Annotated in this window: 16 protein-coding genes; 10 read left to right on the forward strand and 6 right to left on the reverse strand. The window is 70.0% G+C overall.

The window, feature by feature from the left end; genetic code table 11:
• The first annotated feature begins 38 nt into the window (after positions 1-38).
• From OG371_RS10830 to sepH, 3 genes are all read left to right on the forward strand, one after another.
• On the forward strand, positions 39-698 hold the full coding sequence (locus OG371_RS10830; protein ID WP_329068122.1) for a response regulator transcription factor: 660 nt from the start codon (positions 39-41) through the stop codon (positions 696-698).
• Complete coding sequence (locus OG371_RS10835) at positions 695-1885, forward strand: sensor histidine kinase (protein ID WP_329068124.1); 1191 nt, start codon at positions 695-697, stop codon at positions 1883-1885. The genes OG371_RS10830 and OG371_RS10835 overlap by 4 nt, the downstream gene beginning before the upstream one ends.
• Before the next feature lie 172 nt (positions 1886-2057).
• Positions 2058-2930: a septation protein SepH gene (gene sepH, locus OG371_RS10840; protein WP_329068125.1), complete on the forward strand. Its 873-nt coding sequence runs from the start codon at positions 2058-2060 to the stop codon at positions 2928-2930.
• On the opposite strand, the gene OG371_RS10845 is transcribed toward sepH, so the two are convergent.
• The 3 genes from OG371_RS10845 to OG371_RS10855 form a co-directional block, all read right to left on the reverse strand.
• Positions 2927-3283, reverse strand: coding sequence for an MmcQ/YjbR family DNA-binding protein (locus OG371_RS10845; RefSeq protein ID WP_329068127.1), 357 nt, complete (start codon positions 3281-3283; stop codon positions 2927-2929). The two genes, sepH and OG371_RS10845, sit on opposite strands and share 4 nt — an antisense overlap.
• Positions 3284-3323: 40 nt before the next feature.
• Positions 3324-3923: a DUF2537 domain-containing protein gene (locus OG371_RS10850; RefSeq protein ID WP_329068130.1), complete on the reverse strand. Its 600-nt coding sequence runs from the start codon at positions 3921-3923 to the stop codon at positions 3324-3326.
• Positions 3924-4000: 77 nt separating this feature from the next.
• Positions 4001-4810, reverse strand: a complete 810-nt coding sequence (locus tag OG371_RS10855; RefSeq protein WP_329068132.1) for a TrmH family RNA methyltransferase — start codon at positions 4808-4810, stop codon at positions 4001-4003.
• Positions 4811-5023: 213 nt separating this feature from the next.
• On the opposite strand from OG371_RS10855, the gene OG371_RS10860 reads away from it, so the two are divergent.
• From OG371_RS10860 to OG371_RS10880, 5 genes are all read left to right on the forward strand, one after another.
• Positions 5024-6523 (forward strand): glutamate-cysteine ligase family protein, encoded by a 1500-nt coding sequence (locus OG371_RS10860; RefSeq protein WP_329068134.1) that lies wholly within the window; start codon positions 5024-5026, stop codon positions 6521-6523.
• A gap of 78 nt (positions 6524-6601) precedes the next feature.
• Positions 6602-7219 (forward strand): TetR/AcrR family transcriptional regulator, encoded by a 618-nt coding sequence (locus OG371_RS10865; protein ID WP_329068136.1) that lies wholly within the window; start codon positions 6602-6604, stop codon positions 7217-7219.
• A gap of 72 nt (positions 7220-7291) precedes the next feature.
• Complete coding sequence (locus OG371_RS10870; protein ID WP_329068138.1) at positions 7292-7960, forward strand: biliverdin-producing heme oxygenase; 669 nt, start codon at positions 7292-7294, stop codon at positions 7958-7960.
• Between the two features lie 209 nt (positions 7961-8169).
• Positions 8170-8793 (forward strand): superoxide dismutase, encoded by a 624-nt coding sequence (locus OG371_RS10875; RefSeq protein ID WP_091617339.1) that lies wholly within the window; start codon positions 8170-8172, stop codon positions 8791-8793.
• Between the two features lie 96 nt (positions 8794-8889).
• Complete coding sequence (locus OG371_RS10880; protein ID WP_329068141.1) at positions 8890-9699, forward strand: arylamine N-acetyltransferase family protein; 810 nt, start codon at positions 8890-8892, stop codon at positions 9697-9699.
• Positions 9700-9970: 271 nt separating this feature from the next.
• On the opposite strand, the gene OG371_RS10885 is transcribed toward OG371_RS10880, so the two are convergent.
• The 3 genes from OG371_RS10885 to OG371_RS10895 form a co-directional block, all read right to left on the reverse strand.
• Positions 9971-11230: an MFS transporter gene (locus tag OG371_RS10885; protein WP_329068143.1), complete on the reverse strand. Its 1260-nt coding sequence runs from the start codon at positions 11228-11230 to the stop codon at positions 9971-9973.
• Positions 11231-11430: 200 nt separating this feature from the next.
• Positions 11431-11862 (reverse strand): MarR family winged helix-turn-helix transcriptional regulator, encoded by a 432-nt coding sequence (locus tag OG371_RS10890; RefSeq protein ID WP_329068145.1) that lies wholly within the window; start codon positions 11860-11862, stop codon positions 11431-11433.
• Between the two features lie 64 nt (positions 11863-11926).
• Positions 11927-13402 (reverse strand): NCS2 family permease, encoded by a 1476-nt coding sequence (locus OG371_RS10895; RefSeq protein WP_329068147.1) that lies wholly within the window; start codon positions 13400-13402, stop codon positions 11927-11929.
• 125 nt (positions 13403-13527) lie between these two features.
• Here OG371_RS10895 and OG371_RS10900 point away from each other — a divergent pair, with 125 nt between their 5' ends.
• Together OG371_RS10900 and OG371_RS10905 are read left to right on the forward strand one after the other, a co-directional pair.
• The gene (locus tag OG371_RS10900) at positions 13528-13755 is read left to right on the forward strand and encodes a DUF2530 domain-containing protein (RefSeq protein ID WP_329073001.1); all 228 of its coding nucleotides are present in this window, start codon (positions 13528-13530) and stop codon (positions 13753-13755) included.
• A gap of 55 nt (positions 13756-13810) precedes the next feature.
• On the forward strand, positions 13811-14767 hold the full coding sequence (locus OG371_RS10905; RefSeq protein WP_329068149.1) for an aldo/keto reductase: 957 nt from the start codon (positions 13811-13813) through the stop codon (positions 14765-14767).
• Positions 14768-14802 lie beyond the last annotated feature (35 nt).

A 14802-nucleotide genomic window follows, 5' to 3' on the forward strand; every position in this document is an offset into this window, starting at 1 on the left:
TATGCGGCCCTTATCCCCCGGCCGGGCAGACTGGGCCGGTGCGCGTATTGGTAGTGGAGGACGAGCAGCTGCTGGCGGACTCGATTGCCGAGGGATTGCGCCGGTTTTCGATGGCCGTCGACGTCTGTTACGACGGCGGGCAGGCGCTGGAGCGGGTCGGCGTGCACGCCTACGACGTGGTCGTGCTGGACCGCGACCTGCCCGTGGTGCACGGCGACAAGGTGTGCTCCGCGGTGCTGGCGACCGGCGGCGAGGCGCGGGTGCTGATGCTGACCGCCGCCGCCGACATCACCGACCGCGTCGCCGGGCTCGGGCTGGGCGCCGACGACTACCTGACCAAGCCGTTCGCGTTCGCCGAGCTGGTCGCCCGCGTCCAGGCGCTGGGCCGCCGGGCGCGCCCCGCGCTGCCGCCGGTGCTGGAGCGCGGCGACGTCGTGCTCGACCTGCCCCGGCACCAGGCCGCCCGCGCGGGCCGGTTCCTGCCGTTGTCCCCGAAGGAGTTCGCCGTGCTGGAAGTGCTGATGCGGGCCGAAGGCACGGTGGTGAGCGCCGAGGACCTGCTGGAGAAGGCGTGGGACGAGCACGCCGACCCGTTCACCAACGCCGTGCGGGTGGCGGTGATGACGCTGCGCCGCAAGCTCGGCGAGCCGCCGGTGATCGAGACCGTGCCCGGGGCCGGCTACCGGTTCGGCGCGTGAGGCGCCCCCGGCTGTCGGTCCGCAACCGGCTCACCGCGATGTACGGCGGCCTGTTCCTGCTCGCCGGGCTCGTGCTGCTGCTGATCAACTACGCGCTGGTGAACGGCTCGCTGCCGGACGCCGGCCAGTTCGCCACGACGGCGGTCCAGGGGACCCGGGCCGAGGCCGCGGGTGTCGCCCTCGCGCCGGCCATCCCGGTGGAGCACACGCCGTCGAGCCTCAAGCTCGTGGCGGCCACGCAGGCGGCGATCACGGACTACCGCTCGGCGACGCTGTCCACCCTGCTCGTCGGGTCCGCCGTCGCGCTGCTCGTCGCGGCCGCGCTGGCCGTGTTCTTCGGCTGGGTGATGGCGAGCCGCACGCTGCGGCCGCTGCACACGATCACCTCGACCGCCCGCAAGCTCGAGGCCGGCCGGCTCGACCGGCGGATCAACCTCGACGGCCCCGAGGACGAGCTGAAGGAGCTGGCCGACACCTTCGACGGCATGCTCGACCGGCTCGGCGAGTCCTTCGACAGCCAGAAACGCTTTGTCGCCAACGCTTCCCACGAGCTGCGGACCCCGCTCGCCGTGCAGCGGACGCTGATCGAAGTGGCGTTGGCCGACCCCGAGGCCGGCCCCGAGCTGCGCAAGCTCGGCGAGCACCTGCTGCTGACCAACGAGCGCAGCGAGCGCATGATCGAGGGCCTGCTGGTGCTGGCGCGCAGCGACCGCGGGCTGCCCTCGCGCTCGCCGGTGCGGCTGGACAAGGTCGTCCGCACCGTGATCACCGCGACCGCCGCCCAGGCCGAGGAGGCCGGCGTCGTGGTCGAGGCGAACCTGCGCGCGCGGACCGTGGCCGGCGACCCGGTGCTGCTCGAACGCCTGGTGACGAACCTTGTGGTCAACGCGATCACGTACAACTCCCGCGGCGGCTGGGTGCACGTCGAGATCAGCGGCGACCCGGCGCTGACCGTCCGGAACTCGGGCCCGGTGGTGCCGGCGGACGCGGCGGCCACGCTGTTCGAACCGTTCCGGCGGCTCGCCGCCGAGCGGACCGGCAACTCGCGCAACGCCGGCCTCGGGCTGTCGATCGTGCGCTCGGTCGCCGAGGCGCACGACGGCGAAGCGTCGGCCAGGCCGGGCCCGCGGGGCGGGCTCGTGGTCGAGATCCGCTTGCCGCCCAGCGGGTTTTCCACTCATTCGTGACAGAACGTGGTCGGCGTGTCACGCGATCCGCCGACCCGGCCGGGCTGAGAGAATGTCGAAGATCAAATCGAAAAGACAGCAAGCGGGTGAAGCATCGGCGCGCCTCGCACGTCAAGTCGACGCGCCGATCTAACGTAAGCACCCACAAAGGTGAAGATCGGGGAGGCGAGAAATGCGGGCGCTACGGGTGATCGGGCTGCACGAGGACGGCAAGTCCATCGTGCTCGAAGACCCGGCGAGCCGTACGCGCTTCCTGCTCCCGGCCGATGAGAGACTGCGCGCGGCGGCGAGGGGTGACATCGCCCGGCTGGGCCAGATCGAAATCGAGTTGGAGAGCCAGATGCGGCCACGCGAGATCCAGGCGCGAATCCGCGCGGGAGAGTCCGTCGAGCAGGTGGCGGGCGGTTCCGGCGTTTCGGCGCAGCGCGTCGAGCGCTTCGCCTACCCCGTGCTGCTCGAGCGCTCCCGCACCGCGGAGCTGGCGCAGAGCGCGCACCCCGTCCGCGAGGACGGCCCCGACGTGCAGACCCTCGGCGAGGTGATCGCGTACGCGTTCGGCGTCCGCGGCCACGACTACACCCAGGCCAAGTGGGACTCCTGGCGCGGCGACGACGGCAAGTGGGTCGTCGTGCTGCGGTGGAAGGCCGGCCGCTCGGACAACCGCGCGCACTGGTCGTTCGCCCCCGGCGCGCACGGCGGCACCGTGCAGGCGCTGGACGAAAACGCCGAAGTCCTGCTGAACCCCAACGCCTACCGCGCCCCGCGCACGGTCCGCGCGCTGGAGCCGGCCCGCGACACCGCGGTCCAGCCGACGCTCGACTCCGCCTCGGCCGACGAGGTGCGCGTGATCGAAGCGCCCACCCGCCCGGACGAGGGCGAAGAGGACGACACGCGCGAGATCCCGCGCGTTCCGCCGTCCGATGACTCTGACGACGCTGCCGGCGCCGAGTCCGACGAGGGCCAGCGCACGAAGGCCAAGAAGAACCACCCGATCGTGCCGTCGTGGGAGGACGTCCTGCTGGGCGTCCGCTCGCAGCGCGGTTAGTCCCCGACCAGCGCGGCCAGGGCTTTCGGCGCGGCCAGGCGGTAGGCGTCGCGGACGATCCGGTCCACCTCGGCCCAGTCGACGTCCACGTCCAGCCGCACCCCGAGCCAGCCGTGGTGCCCCACGTACGGCGGCCGGAAGAACCGGTCCGGCTCGGTGCGCACGAGTTCCTCCTGCGCGCCGGGCGGGGCCGGGCACCAGAACGCGAGCCGCCCGTCCCCGTGGTGGTTGTCGGCGAACCGGACGAACGCCTTCTTCTCGCGGACGAACCAGGTCGGCTCGCCGTGGCTGATTCGCTCGGAAGCCTCGGGCAGGGCGAGGCAGCGTTTCCGGAGTTCGTCCACGGGCGCCATCGCGTCAGTATCGGCCGGGCCGCGGTCTTCGGCCACCGTTTCAGAAGACGATCACCAGCACGCCGACCCAGGCCGCCACGAGCCCGACCCCGGCGCCGAGCACCGCCCAGCGCAGGATCGGCAGGTTGCGGCCCAGCCAGAGCGACGGCGTGATCCCGCCGGTGACCACGAGGGCGGCCAGCACGGCGAGCCATCCGCTGGTCTCGCGCGCGAGCGTGCCCGCCAGCGCGAGCATCGCGACCACCACGAGCACGGTGGCGAACGCGGACACCGTCAGTCCCGTGAACCACGGCACCGGTTCGCGGCGGTGCCGGGCGCGCCGCGGCTCGCGTTCGCCGGGCGCCGGCGGCGGGGGCTCCACCACCGTTTCCACTCCCGAAACCGGGTCGACGAACCGCACCTGGGTCCCCATCACCGCGGCCAGCCGTCCGGCGAGCTGACGGCCGCGCTGCGAAACCACCGAGCCCGCGACCTCAGTCTCCGGCCCGGTGCGCGACACCGCCGAGGCGACGCGCGCCCATTCGTGCAGCGCCTGCGCCAGGTCGGCACCGATCGCGAGCCGGCGCGGGTCGACCTCGCGCGCGTGCTCGCCGCCCGGACCGGCGAGCACCGCGCGCTCGCCGCGGATCCGCAGCTCCATAGTGTCCTTCCGCGCCGGTGAATCACTATCAGCGTGTGCCACCTTAGTAGTGGGCGTGCCCACGGCGTGGCACCTCGTCAGCTGGTGGCGGCCACCTCGTGGAACGCGACGGCGGCCGCGGTGGCGACGTTCAGCGAGTCGACCCCCGGCACCATCTCGATCCGCACGGCCAGATCGGCGGCCGCGATCGCGTCGGCCGACAGCCCCGGCCCCTCGGCGCCGAGCAGCAGCGCGATGCGGCCCGGCACCCGGGCGCGCAAACCTCGCAACGGCACCGAATCGGCCCGCGGGGTGAGCGCGGCGACCCGGAACCCGTTTTCCCGCAGCATATCCAGCCCGCCGGGCCAGTTGTCGAAGGTCGCGAACGGCACTCGCAGCACGTGCCCCATCGAGACGCGGACGCTTCGCCGGTACAGCGGATCGGAGCAGCCGGGCGCGAGCAGCACCCCGTCGACGCCGAGCGCGGCGGCGTTGCGGAACAGCGCGCCGAGGTTCTCGTGGTCCCCGACCCCTTCCAGCACGGCGAGCACGCCCGCGCCCGCGACCACCTCGTCCACCGTCGGCGGCACGGGACGATCGGCGACGGCCAGCACCCCGCGGTTGAGGTGGAAGCCGACGACTTCGGCCATCGTCTCCGCGGATGTGACATATGCCGGCGCGTCGACTCCCTCGAGCTCGTCCGCCAATTCGCGGAATCGCCGTTCCACGCCGAGCAATGCTCGCACCGGATAACGCGAAGCGAGCATCCGCCCGACCACCACGGTCCCCTCGGCGATCACCAGTCCCCGCCCACCGGGACGGTCCGGGCGCCGGTCCGCTGTGGACAAGTCACGGAAGTCGTCGAGCCCCGGATTCGCCCGGTCCTCGGTGAAGATCAGTTCGGCCACCCGCACAGTCTGACATCCGCCCTCAGCCCGCCCGGCTGGTCCGAACGACGGGCATTCCCTGGTACGAACGGGGGGTTTTTGCAGTGAGTTAACCCGCCGTGACAGAGAGCACCAGTTTGGCCGCTAGCCCGCCGTGGCCCGCTGTGCAACGGTGGGCGCCCTGGCAGTCCCCGCCCGGACACCCGCGGATCGCAGCCAAGGAGCGCGTCACACATGGGTACGGATCTCTCGGCCGCACCGTCGGTTCACCTCGACCGCGGACGGTATCGCCGTAAGGTCCAGCGTTGTCTCGACACGTTGGCCCGAATGCTCACGGATGGGAGCTTTTCCTTTCCCCGCAAGAACATCGGGCTCGAAGTGGAGTTGAACCTGGTCGACGGCCGGCTGCGCCCCTCGATGACCAACACCGCGGTGCTGGAGGCGATCGACGATCCGTCCTTCACCACCGAGCTGGGCCAGCACAACCTCGAGCTGAACGTGCCGCCGCGGCCGCTGGCCGGGGATTCGGCTCTACAGCTGGAAGACGACCTTCAGGCGTACCTCGGCAAAGCGGCGGAGAAGGCCACCGACACGGGCTCGACGCTGGCCATGATCGGCATCCTGCCCACCCTGCGCCAAGAGCACTTCGATCAAAAATGGCTCACCAACAAAACGCGGTATTCGTCACTCAACGACCAGATTTTCGCCGCCCGCGGCGAGCGGATCTCGCTTTCCATGGAGGGCGCGGCGCTTCCCGGCGCGCAGCCGGAAAGGCTCCGCAGCTATTCGGAATCCATTCTTCCGGAAGCCGCGTGCACCTCGGTTCAGCTGCACCTGCAGGTCGCGCCCGAGGAATTCGCGGCGCACTGGAACGCGGCGCAGTGCCTGGCCGGCGTGCAGATCGCGCTCGCCGCGAATTCGCCGTTCCTGCTCGGCAAGGCGCTCTGGCACGAGACGCGCATCCCGCTGTTCCAGCAGGCCACCGACACGCGGCCGGAGGAGCTGAAGAACCAGGGCGTGCGCCCGCGGGTGTGGTTCGGCGAGCGGTGGATCACGTCGATCTTCGATCTGTTCGAGGAAAACGTCCGGTACTTCCCCGGGCTGCTGCCCGAGACCGACGGTGAGGACCCGATCGAAACGCTGGAGGCGGGCCAGGCGCCGAAGCTCACCGAGCTGCGGATGCACAACGGCACCATCTGGCGCTGGAACCGGCCGGTGTACGACGTGGTCGACGGCCTGCCGCACCTCCGGGTGGAGAACCGCGTGCTGCCGGCCGGGCCGACCGTGGTGGACATCGTTGCCAATGCGGCGTTTTTCTACGGCGCGCAACGGGCGCTGGCCGAGCAGGAGCGGCCGGTGTGGACGCAGATGTCGTTCCAGGCCGCGGAGGAGAACCTGTACGCGGGCGCGCGCAAGAGCTTCGACGCGCAGCTGTACTGGCCGGGCATCGGCTGGATCCCGCCGGACGAGCTGGCGTTGCGCGTGTTGCTGCCGCTGGCGCACGAGGGCCTGCGCCGTTCCGAAGTCTCCGATGAGGCCCGGGTGAAGTACCTCGGCATCATCGAGCGCCGGTGCCTGGCGCGGCGCAGCGGCTCGACCTGGCAACGGGATTACGTGCAGCGCGCGCAGAACCGCGGCGACGACCGGGAGACGGCGCTGAACCGGATGCTGGGCCGCTACCTGGAGCTGTCCGCGAACGGCGACCCCGTGCACACCTGGCCGCTCGCCGACTGAGCGGCGCCGTGAAAGACTCGTGAGTGTCTACGACGGTTCTAACCGTCATAGACACTCACGAGTCTTGGGGTGAAGCGGATGCCGAAGGTGCTCGGCGGCTCGATCGAGGCGCACCGGCGCGAGGTCCGCGCCCGGGTGTTCGACGTGCTGCGCGCGCAGCTCTACGAGCGCGGCTTCGACGCGATCACGCTGTCCGGCATCGCGGCGGAGGCCGGGCTCGGCCGCACCGCGCTGTACAACCACTTCCCGGACAAGGAAAGCCTGCTCGTCGCCTTCGTGGAGGACGAGGCCGCGCGGTACGTCACGCGGCTGCGCGAGGCGGTCGAGGCGGAGGCCGACCCGGTCCGGCAGCTCGCCACGTTCGTCCGGCTTCAGCTGCGTGTGCTCGCCGAATACCACCTGCCGCCGGGCGGGGCGCTGGAGTCGGCGCTCGCGCCCTCGGCGTACCGGCGGATCAGCGCGCACGCCGACCCGATCACCGGGCAGCTGCGCGCGGTGCTGCTCGCGGGCGTCGACGCCGGCTGCTGGCCGGCCCAGGACGTGGACGTCGTCATCCCGATGGTGACCGCCGCGCTGGGCAGCCGGCAGGTGATCGACGTGCCCGCCGACCAGCTGGACGCCGCGATCGAGGCGGCCGTCGGCTTCGTCCTGCGGGCCCTCGGGACGAGTGAAGTTCCGGATCCACGTCCGATTTAGGGTAGCCTAAGCCGCGTTCGTGCCCTACGATCTTTCTGACAGGCTGTCAGATCGATCGCTGGAGGCGTCTTCATGTCGGTGACCACGGACCTCGACACCCGCCCGTTCTCCGCGACGCTGCGCGCCTCGACCAGGGTGCTGCACGACCGGGCCAACCACTCCGGCTACATGAACGCGCTGCTGGGCGGCGAGCTGTCCCTGGCCGGGTACACCCGGCTGGCGATCCAGTACTACTTCATCTACCAGGCGATCGAGCAGGCCAGCGACCGGATGGCGGCCGACTCCGTCGGCGGCGAGTTCGTGTTCGACGAGCTGCGCCGGCTGCCCGCGCTGGAGACCGACCTGGCCCACCTCGTCGGCCCGGGCTGGCGGACCGAGATCCGGCCGCTCGCGAGCACGGAGGCGTACGCGGCGCGCGTCGGCGAAGCGGCTTCGTGGGGCGGCGGCTACGTCGCGCACCACTACACGCGCTACCTCGGCGACATCGCCGGCGGGCAGGTCATCCGCCGTCTGCTGGAGAAGAAGTTCGGCCTCGACCAAGCGGGGACGATGTTCTACCACTTCGACGAGATCGGCAGCGCCCCCGCGTTCCGCGACCGCTACCGCGCGAAGCTGGACACCGCCCCGTGGAGCGAAGAAGAGCGCGCTCGGGTGATCAACGAGACGGCCGTGGCGTTCGAGTGCAACGTCGCCGTTTTCGACGAGCTGGCCACGGACCTCGACCGTTACCGGGTCGCCTGACGCCCCGGCGGATGAGCCCGGTCACAGCCGGTTGACCTCCAGTTTGGTCGAGGTACAAGGCTTGGTTTCACAGGGGATGCCCCCGGGTAGGCCCCTGACGAACGAGTGGTCCCACCCTGTGGTGACGACACCGCCCCCGCTCGCCGGGGAGGTGGGTGTGCTACTAGGTTCGGTAGTAGAAACTTGTGTCGAAGACAGAAGGAGGGCCAATGGCCCGGTACGAGCTGCCCGATCTCGACTACGACTACAGCGCGCTCGCGCCGCACATCTCGGGCGAGATCAACGAGCTGCACCACAGCAAGCACCACGCGACCTACGTCAAGGGCGCGAACGACACGCTGGACAAGATCGCCGAGGCGCGTGAAGCCGGCGACTTCGGCAACATCGTCGGCCTGGAGACCACGCTGGCCTTCAACCTGGCCGGCCACGCCAACCACGTCGTGTGGTGGAAGATCCTCTCGCCCGAAGGCGGCGACAAGCCGACCGGCGAGCTGGCCGCCGCGATCGACGAGGCGTTCGGGTCCTTCGACAAGTTCAAGGCCCAGTTCACCGCGGTCTCGACCACGATCCAGGGCAACGGCTGGGGCGCGCTGTCCTGGGACCCGATCGGCAAGACGCTGATCACCCAGCAGCTGCGCGACCACCACAACAACCTGATCCTGCCGACCACGCCGATCCTGCTGGTCGACGTGTGGGAGCACGCGTTCTACCTGGACTACAAGAACGTGAAGCCGGACTACGTCAAGGCCCTGTGGAACATCTTCAACTGGGCCGAGATCAGCAAGCGCTTCGACAACGCGGTGGCCGGCGGCAACGGCCTGCTGCTCGGCTGAGTTCTCGCTGCTGACGCCGACCGGGGTCCTCCCTTCAGTGGGAGGGCCCCGGTTTTCGCTTGACCTGGAGTGCACTGGAGGTGTGAGAGTGGGGGCATGGACGTCGATGCCTACCTGGCCCGCCTCGATCTTGCCCTGCCGGTGGCCGCGGATCTGGCCGCCCTGCGCGTGCTGCAAGCGCGCCACCTCGAGCGGGTGCCGTTCGAGAACCTGAGTGTGCACCTGGGTGAGCCGATCGAGCTCACCCAGGACGCGCTGTTCGACAAGATCGTCCGCCGCCGCCGCGGTGGCTTCTGCTACGAGCTGAACGGCCTTTTCGCCGCGCTGCTGCGTGAACTCGGCTTCGCCGCCACCTTGCACGGCACCCAGGTCTTCCACGCCGACGGCACCCCCGGCGTCCCGCTGGACCACGCCGCGATCATCGTGCAGCTGGACGAGCCGTGGCTGGTGGACGTCGGCTTCGGCAGCTTCAGCCAGGCGCCGCTGGCCCTCTCGGCCGTCGCGCCGCAGCCGGACGCCGAGGGCGAGTTCCTCATGCTCGACGCCCCGCACGGCGACATCGACGTGCTGCGCGACGGCAAACCGGTCTACCGCCTGGAACGCCGCCCCCGGACGCTGCCCGACTTCGTCCCGATGGCGTGGTGGCACTCGACCTCGCCGGCTTCGCACTTCACCCGGACGCTGACCTGCTCGCGCCCCACCTCGCAGGGCCGTGTGACCCTCTCGGGCGACCGCCTGATCGAAACCGTGGACGGCGTGCGCCACGAGGTCCTGCTGCCCTCGGAATCCGCCGTGCGCCTGGCCTACCGCGTGTACTTCGGCATGTCCCTGCCGCGGCTGCCCCTGCAGCCGGGTGACCACCCCTTGACGACACCGGTCCCGGACCCGACCATGAACCGGACTTGAGGAGCTCTTGGGGTTTCTCGATGAGCAGCTCGTCAAATGAACGGAGCCCCACCCCCGGGGTTCCCGGTTGTGAGGCTCCGTCCGTTCCCGAACTGACTGCCGCTCCCACCACGAAGCGGACGTGTATGAGGTTAGCCTAACCTCAGCAAGATCCGCAACCCCGTCCTGCCGGAGACCCGGGTCTCACTCGTTCGGGTGTGGATCATTTCCGCGCACCGAGCAGCAAAAGGCCCCCTCACCTGCGGCAAGGGGGCCATGACGCGCTCCAGGATCAGACGCGTTCGCGTTTCAGCACCCGCAGCCCGTTGCCGAACCGGCGAACCGGCAGGCTCACGCCGCCGCGGCGGATGAGGACCAGGGCGCAGACCACGGCGGCCACCAGCGAGACCGCGCCGCCGATGTAGAACGGCGAGCGGCCGCCGAAGGCGTCGGCCATCCAGCCCGTCATGGGGCCGCCGATGGGGTTGCCGCCGATCAGGACGAGCACGTAGATGCCCATCACGCGGCCGCGCATCTCCGGCGAGACCGACGTCTGCACCAGTGCGTTCGCGGTGTTCAGGAAGGTGATCGTGGCGAAGCCGAGCGGGATCAGGCCCAGGCCGAACGCCAGGTAGGTCGGCATGAACGCGGTGATGAATTCGAACAGGCCCAGCAGCGCGCCGGAGATCAGCATCAGCCGGACCCGCGGGCGGCTCTTGATCCCGCGCCGCGCGGAGGCCAGCGCGCCCGTGAAAGTCCCCACCGCGACGAGCGTGGACAACAGCCCGTAACCGTCGGCCTGGGTGTGGAAGACGTTCGCCGCCACGATCGGCAACGAGGTGAAGTAGGTGATCCCGAACGTGCTGACGAAGAACATCAGCACCATCACCGTCACCAGGTCGGAGCGGTGGCGCACGTAGCGCAGGCCCTCCATCAGCTGGCCCTTCGCGCGCGGGACCACCGGGCCGCGGAACAGCTTGGCCGGGTTCATCAGCGCCAGCCCGGCGACCACGGCGACCGTGCTCACCGCGTTCGCGATGAACAGCCAGCCGGTGCCCACCCAGGTGATCGCGAAGCCGGCGATCGCCGGGCCCACGATGCGCGCCATGTTGAAGATCGAGGAGTTCAGCGCGACGGCGTTGGTGATCTGGCTGCGGCCCACCATCTCGGCGACGAACGACTGCCGGGTCGGCACCTCGATCGCGGAGGTCACGCCGAGCAGCACACACAGCAGGTAAACGTGCCAGAGCGCGACCACCCCGGTCAGGTCGAGCAAGCCGAGCGACGCGGCCAGCACGGTGTTCACGACCTGGATGACGATCAGCATCCGCCGCTTGTCGACGCGGTCGGCGAGCACGCCGGCCCACAGCGAGAGCAGTACCGTCGGGGTGAACTGCAGCGCGACCGCGATGCCGAGCGCGAGCGGGTTGTTGCCGCTGAGGGTGAACACCAGCCAGTCCTGCGCGATGCGCTGCATCCAGGTGCCGATGTTCGAGATCACCTGGCCGCTGAAGAACAGCCGGTAGTTGCGCACCCCGAGCGAGGAGAACATCCCCCGCGTCTTGGACTTCGCCGGAGCGGGCGCCGATTCCGCCGGCGGCGCCCCGGCGCCAGCTGGCAGTTCCGGTATCCCGGGGTGGTCTGGACCAGGTGGGGAGGAGGTCGGCGGGCACGACGGCGCCGGTGCCGTTTCCCGGGTAGCAGTGGTATCGGCCGTACTGTCTGTTTCGCTACCCGTGGTGGTCACCGGTGTTAGTTCCCCGCCATCCTGTCGATGATCTCAGCGGCGCGGGAGAGCACGTCCAGCTCTTCCTCGCCGAGTTCGGCCAATTGCCGGTCCAGCCACGCCTCCCGCACCAAGATGGCTTTGCGCACGTACGCGAGCCCGTCCTCGGACAGCTCGACGATGGCCTGCCTGCCATCGGTCGGGTGCGGACGCCGCTCGACGAACCCCATCTCCTCGAGCGCGGCGATCACCCTCGTCATCGAGGGCGGCTGGACGCCTTCCTTCGCGGCGAGCTGGCCCGGGGTCAGCGCACCGCACTTGTGCAAGGTGGACAGCGCGGCGACCTGCGTCAACGTGACGTCGTCGCCCACTCGCTGGGCCCGGAGCCGGCGGTTGAGCCGGACCACCGCGAGACGCAGGCGGCTCGCGAGGGAGCGCTCGTGCGTGTCGCCGGACATATAGTTAGCATACCTTACGAAAATGGCGCGCCAGGGTGAACCCCGCCACCCGGCATGATCACCGTCAGTTCAACACGGACTGGATCGGCCCGACGGCGAAGTACGCGACGAAGGCCACCGCGATGATCCACATCAGCGGGTGGACCTGCCGGGCCTTGCCCGTCGCCGCGCGGATCACCACGTAGCTCACGAAGCCGGCGCCGATGCCGTTGGCGATCGAGTACGTGAACGGCATGACCACGATCGTCAGGAACGCCGGCAGCGCGATCGAGAAGTCGGTGAAGTCGATTTCCTTGACCTGCGTCATCATCAGCGCGCCCACGACCACCAGCGCCGGCGCGGCGGCCTCCACCGGCACCACCTGGTACAGCGGCGTCAGGAACATCGCGGCCAGGAACAGCACGCCCGTGACGACGTTCGCCAGGCCCGTGCGCGCGCCCTCCGCGATACCGGACGCGGACTCCACGAACACCGTGTTCGAGCTGGCCGAGCCGAAGCCGCCGGCCGCGCCCGCGAGGCCCTCGACGAACAGCGCCTTGCCGACGTTCGGCAGCTGGCCGTCCTTGCCGATCAGGCCGGCTTCCTTGCCCAGCCCGGTCATCGTGCCCATGGCGTCGAAGAAGTCGGCCAGCACCAGCGTGAACACGAGCAGCACCACGGTGATGATCGGCAGCCGGCTCCAGGCGCCGAACGAGACGTCGCCGACCAGCGACAGGTTCGGCAGGCCGACCACCTGGCCGGGCAGCGCCGGGTAGCCGAGGTTCCAGCCCTTCGGGTCGGTGCCGTTCGACGGCCCGGCCTTCACGATCGCCTCGACCACGATCGCCAGCACGGTCGAGGTCAGCACCCCGATGAGGATCGCGCCCTTGACCTTCTTGGCCACCAGGATGGCGGTGAGCAACAGGCCGACCACGAACACGGCCGTCGGCCACGACGCGATCGAGCCGTTGATGCCGAGGCCCACCGGGACCGTGGTGTGCGCGTCGTCCGGCAGCCGGCGCACGAACCCGGCGTCGACCAGGCCGATCAGGCAGATGAACAGGCCGATGCCCACCGCGATCGCCGACTTCAGCGCCGGCGGCACCGCGCGGAACACCGCCGTCCGGAAGCCGGTGAGCACGAGCAGCACGATGATCACGCCCTCGATCACCACCAGGCCCATGGCCTCGGGCCAGGTCATCTGCGGGGCGATGGTGACCGCGAGCAGGCTGTTGATGCCGAGGCCGGTGGCGATGGCGAACGGGTAGTTCGCGACCAGTCCCATCAGGATCGTCAGCACGCCGGCGACCAGCGCCGTGACGGCCGCGACCTGCGGCACCGGCAGGATGTTGCCCAGCACGTCCTTGTGTGCGGACGGGGTACTGGCCGAGAAACTGCCGATGATCAACGGGTTCAGCACCACGATGTAGGCCATGGTCACGAACGTGACGACGCCGCCGCGGATCTCGCGGCCCGCGCTCGAACCCCGTTCGGTGATCTTGAAGAACCGGTCCAGAGTGGACACGCCGCGCTCTTCCGGCCGCTGCGACTGCTCCGACATCCGCCTGCCTATCTCTGTGCTGTGTGCCCGGCCGGCCGCCGCGGGAGAAGCTTCGCGGGCGTGGCCCCGGGGGTACCCTTCACCATGTGGATGAACCGATCAATTCCCCGGAGGTTACGGGCTCGTTGCGGCACACGCCGGACCTGCCGAAGCGGCTGACCGACCTGACCCCGGTCGTGATCGTAGGCACCTCGGCGTGGCTGGTCGCGCTGGTGGTCCTGTTCTTCGTGGCCCAGGGCGTGTGGGTGTGGACCGCGTTCGCGGGAATCGTGCTCGGCTTCATCGGCTTCGGCATCATCTTCTGGCAGCGCGCGGCCGCCCGGCGCGGCTCGAAGTCGGCTCAGCGGGTCTGAGGCCCGGCGGAAGTTCCCAGTGCCGGACGCAGGTTGATCTTCGTATCATCGAGGTATGACCGAACTCCGTGCCCTCGGCTCGTCCTCCCTCCGTGTTTCGTCGTTCTGCCTGGGCGGCAACGTCTTCGGCTGGACCGCCGACGAGAAACAGTCGGCCGCGGTCCTGGACGCCTACACCGGGTCGGGCGGCAATTTCGTCGACACGTCCGACTCGTACATGAACTACTTCCCCGAGCAGGGCAACCAGCCGGGCCAGTCCGAGACCATCATCGGCGACTGGCTCGCCCGCCGCGATCGCGACAGCGTGGTCGTCGCGACCAAGGTCGGCGACCACCCGGACTATCTGGGCCTGGAGCCCGCCACCATCAAGGCCGCCGCCGACGAGTCCCTGCGGCGCCTGCGCACCGATCACATCGACCTCTACTACACCCACTTCGACCGGGACGAGTCCATCCCGGTCGAAGACATCATCACCGCGCTCGACGAGCTCGTGCGGTCCGGCAAGGTGCGTGCCATCGCGGCGTCCAACATCAGCCCCGAACGGCTCTCGGCATCGCTGGCCTTCTCCGACCGCGAGGGCTTGGCCCGTTACGTGGCGCTGCAGCCGCAGTACAACCTCGTCTCGCGTGACACCTACGAAGGCCCGAAGCGGGACATCGTGCAGCGTGAAGGGCTGGCCTGCGTTCCGTACTTCGCGCTCGCCTCCGGGTTCCTCACCGGCAAGTACCGTCCCGGCAGGACGATCGAGAACGTGCGGGCCATCCCGGGCATGGCCGGCGGCTACGCCGACACCGAGCGCGGCGTGAAGGTGCTCCAGGCTCTGGAGAACGTCGCGACAGCGCACGGCGTCGAGATGGCCACGGTGGCCATGGCCTGGCTCGCGCGGCAGCCGACGGTCACCTCGCCGATCGCGTCCGCCCGCACCGTCGAGCAGCTGCCGGCTCTGTTCGCGATGGACGAGGTGCAGCTGTCGGACGCGGAGCTGGCGGCTCTGACCACCGCCTCGGCCTGACCGCTGAAGACTCGTGAGTGGCTATGACGGTTAGA

This window comes from Amycolatopsis sp. NBC_01480 (genome assembly GCF_036227205.1).
Taxonomy (GTDB): domain Bacteria; phylum Actinomycetota; class Actinomycetes; order Mycobacteriales; family Pseudonocardiaceae; genus Amycolatopsis.

Coding starts and splice junctions, on each gene's coding strand:
- sepH (WP_329068125.1), top strand. CDS start 2,058: ATGCGGGCGCTACGGGTGATCGGGCTGCACGAGGACGGCAAGTCCATC.
- OG371_RS10845 (WP_329068127.1), bottom strand. CDS start 3,283: ATGGCGCCCGTGGACGAACTCCGGAAACGCTGCCTCGCCCTGCCCGAG.
- OG371_RS10850 (WP_329068130.1), bottom strand. CDS start 3,923: ATGGAGCTGCGGATCCGCGGCGAGCGCGCGGTGCTCGCCGGTCCGGGC.
- OG371_RS10860 (WP_329068134.1), top strand. CDS start 5,024: ATGGGTACGGATCTCTCGGCCGCACCGTCGGTTCACCTCGACCGCGGA.
- OG371_RS10865 (WP_329068136.1), top strand. CDS start 6,602: ATGCCGAAGGTGCTCGGCGGCTCGATCGAGGCGCACCGGCGCGAGGTC.
- OG371_RS10870 (WP_329068138.1), top strand. CDS start 7,292: ATGTCGGTGACCACGGACCTCGACACCCGCCCGTTCTCCGCGACGCTG.
- OG371_RS10875 (WP_091617339.1), top strand. CDS start 8,170: ATGGCCCGGTACGAGCTGCCCGATCTCGACTACGACTACAGCGCGCTC.
- OG371_RS10880 (WP_329068141.1), top strand. CDS start 8,890: ATGGACGTCGATGCCTACCTGGCCCGCCTCGATCTTGCCCTGCCGGTG.
- OG371_RS10885 (WP_329068143.1), bottom strand. CDS start 11,230: ATGTTCTCCTCGCTCGGGGTGCGCAACTACCGGCTGTTCTTCAGCGGC.
- OG371_RS10890 (WP_329068145.1), bottom strand. CDS start 11,862: ATGTCCGGCGACACGCACGAGCGCTCCCTCGCGAGCCGCCTGCGTCTC.
- OG371_RS10895 (WP_329068147.1), bottom strand. CDS start 13,402: ATGTCGGAGCAGTCGCAGCGGCCGGAAGAGCGCGGCGTGTCCACTCTG.
- OG371_RS10905 (WP_329068149.1), top strand. CDS start 13,811: ATGACCGAACTCCGTGCCCTCGGCTCGTCCTCCCTCCGTGTTTCGTCG.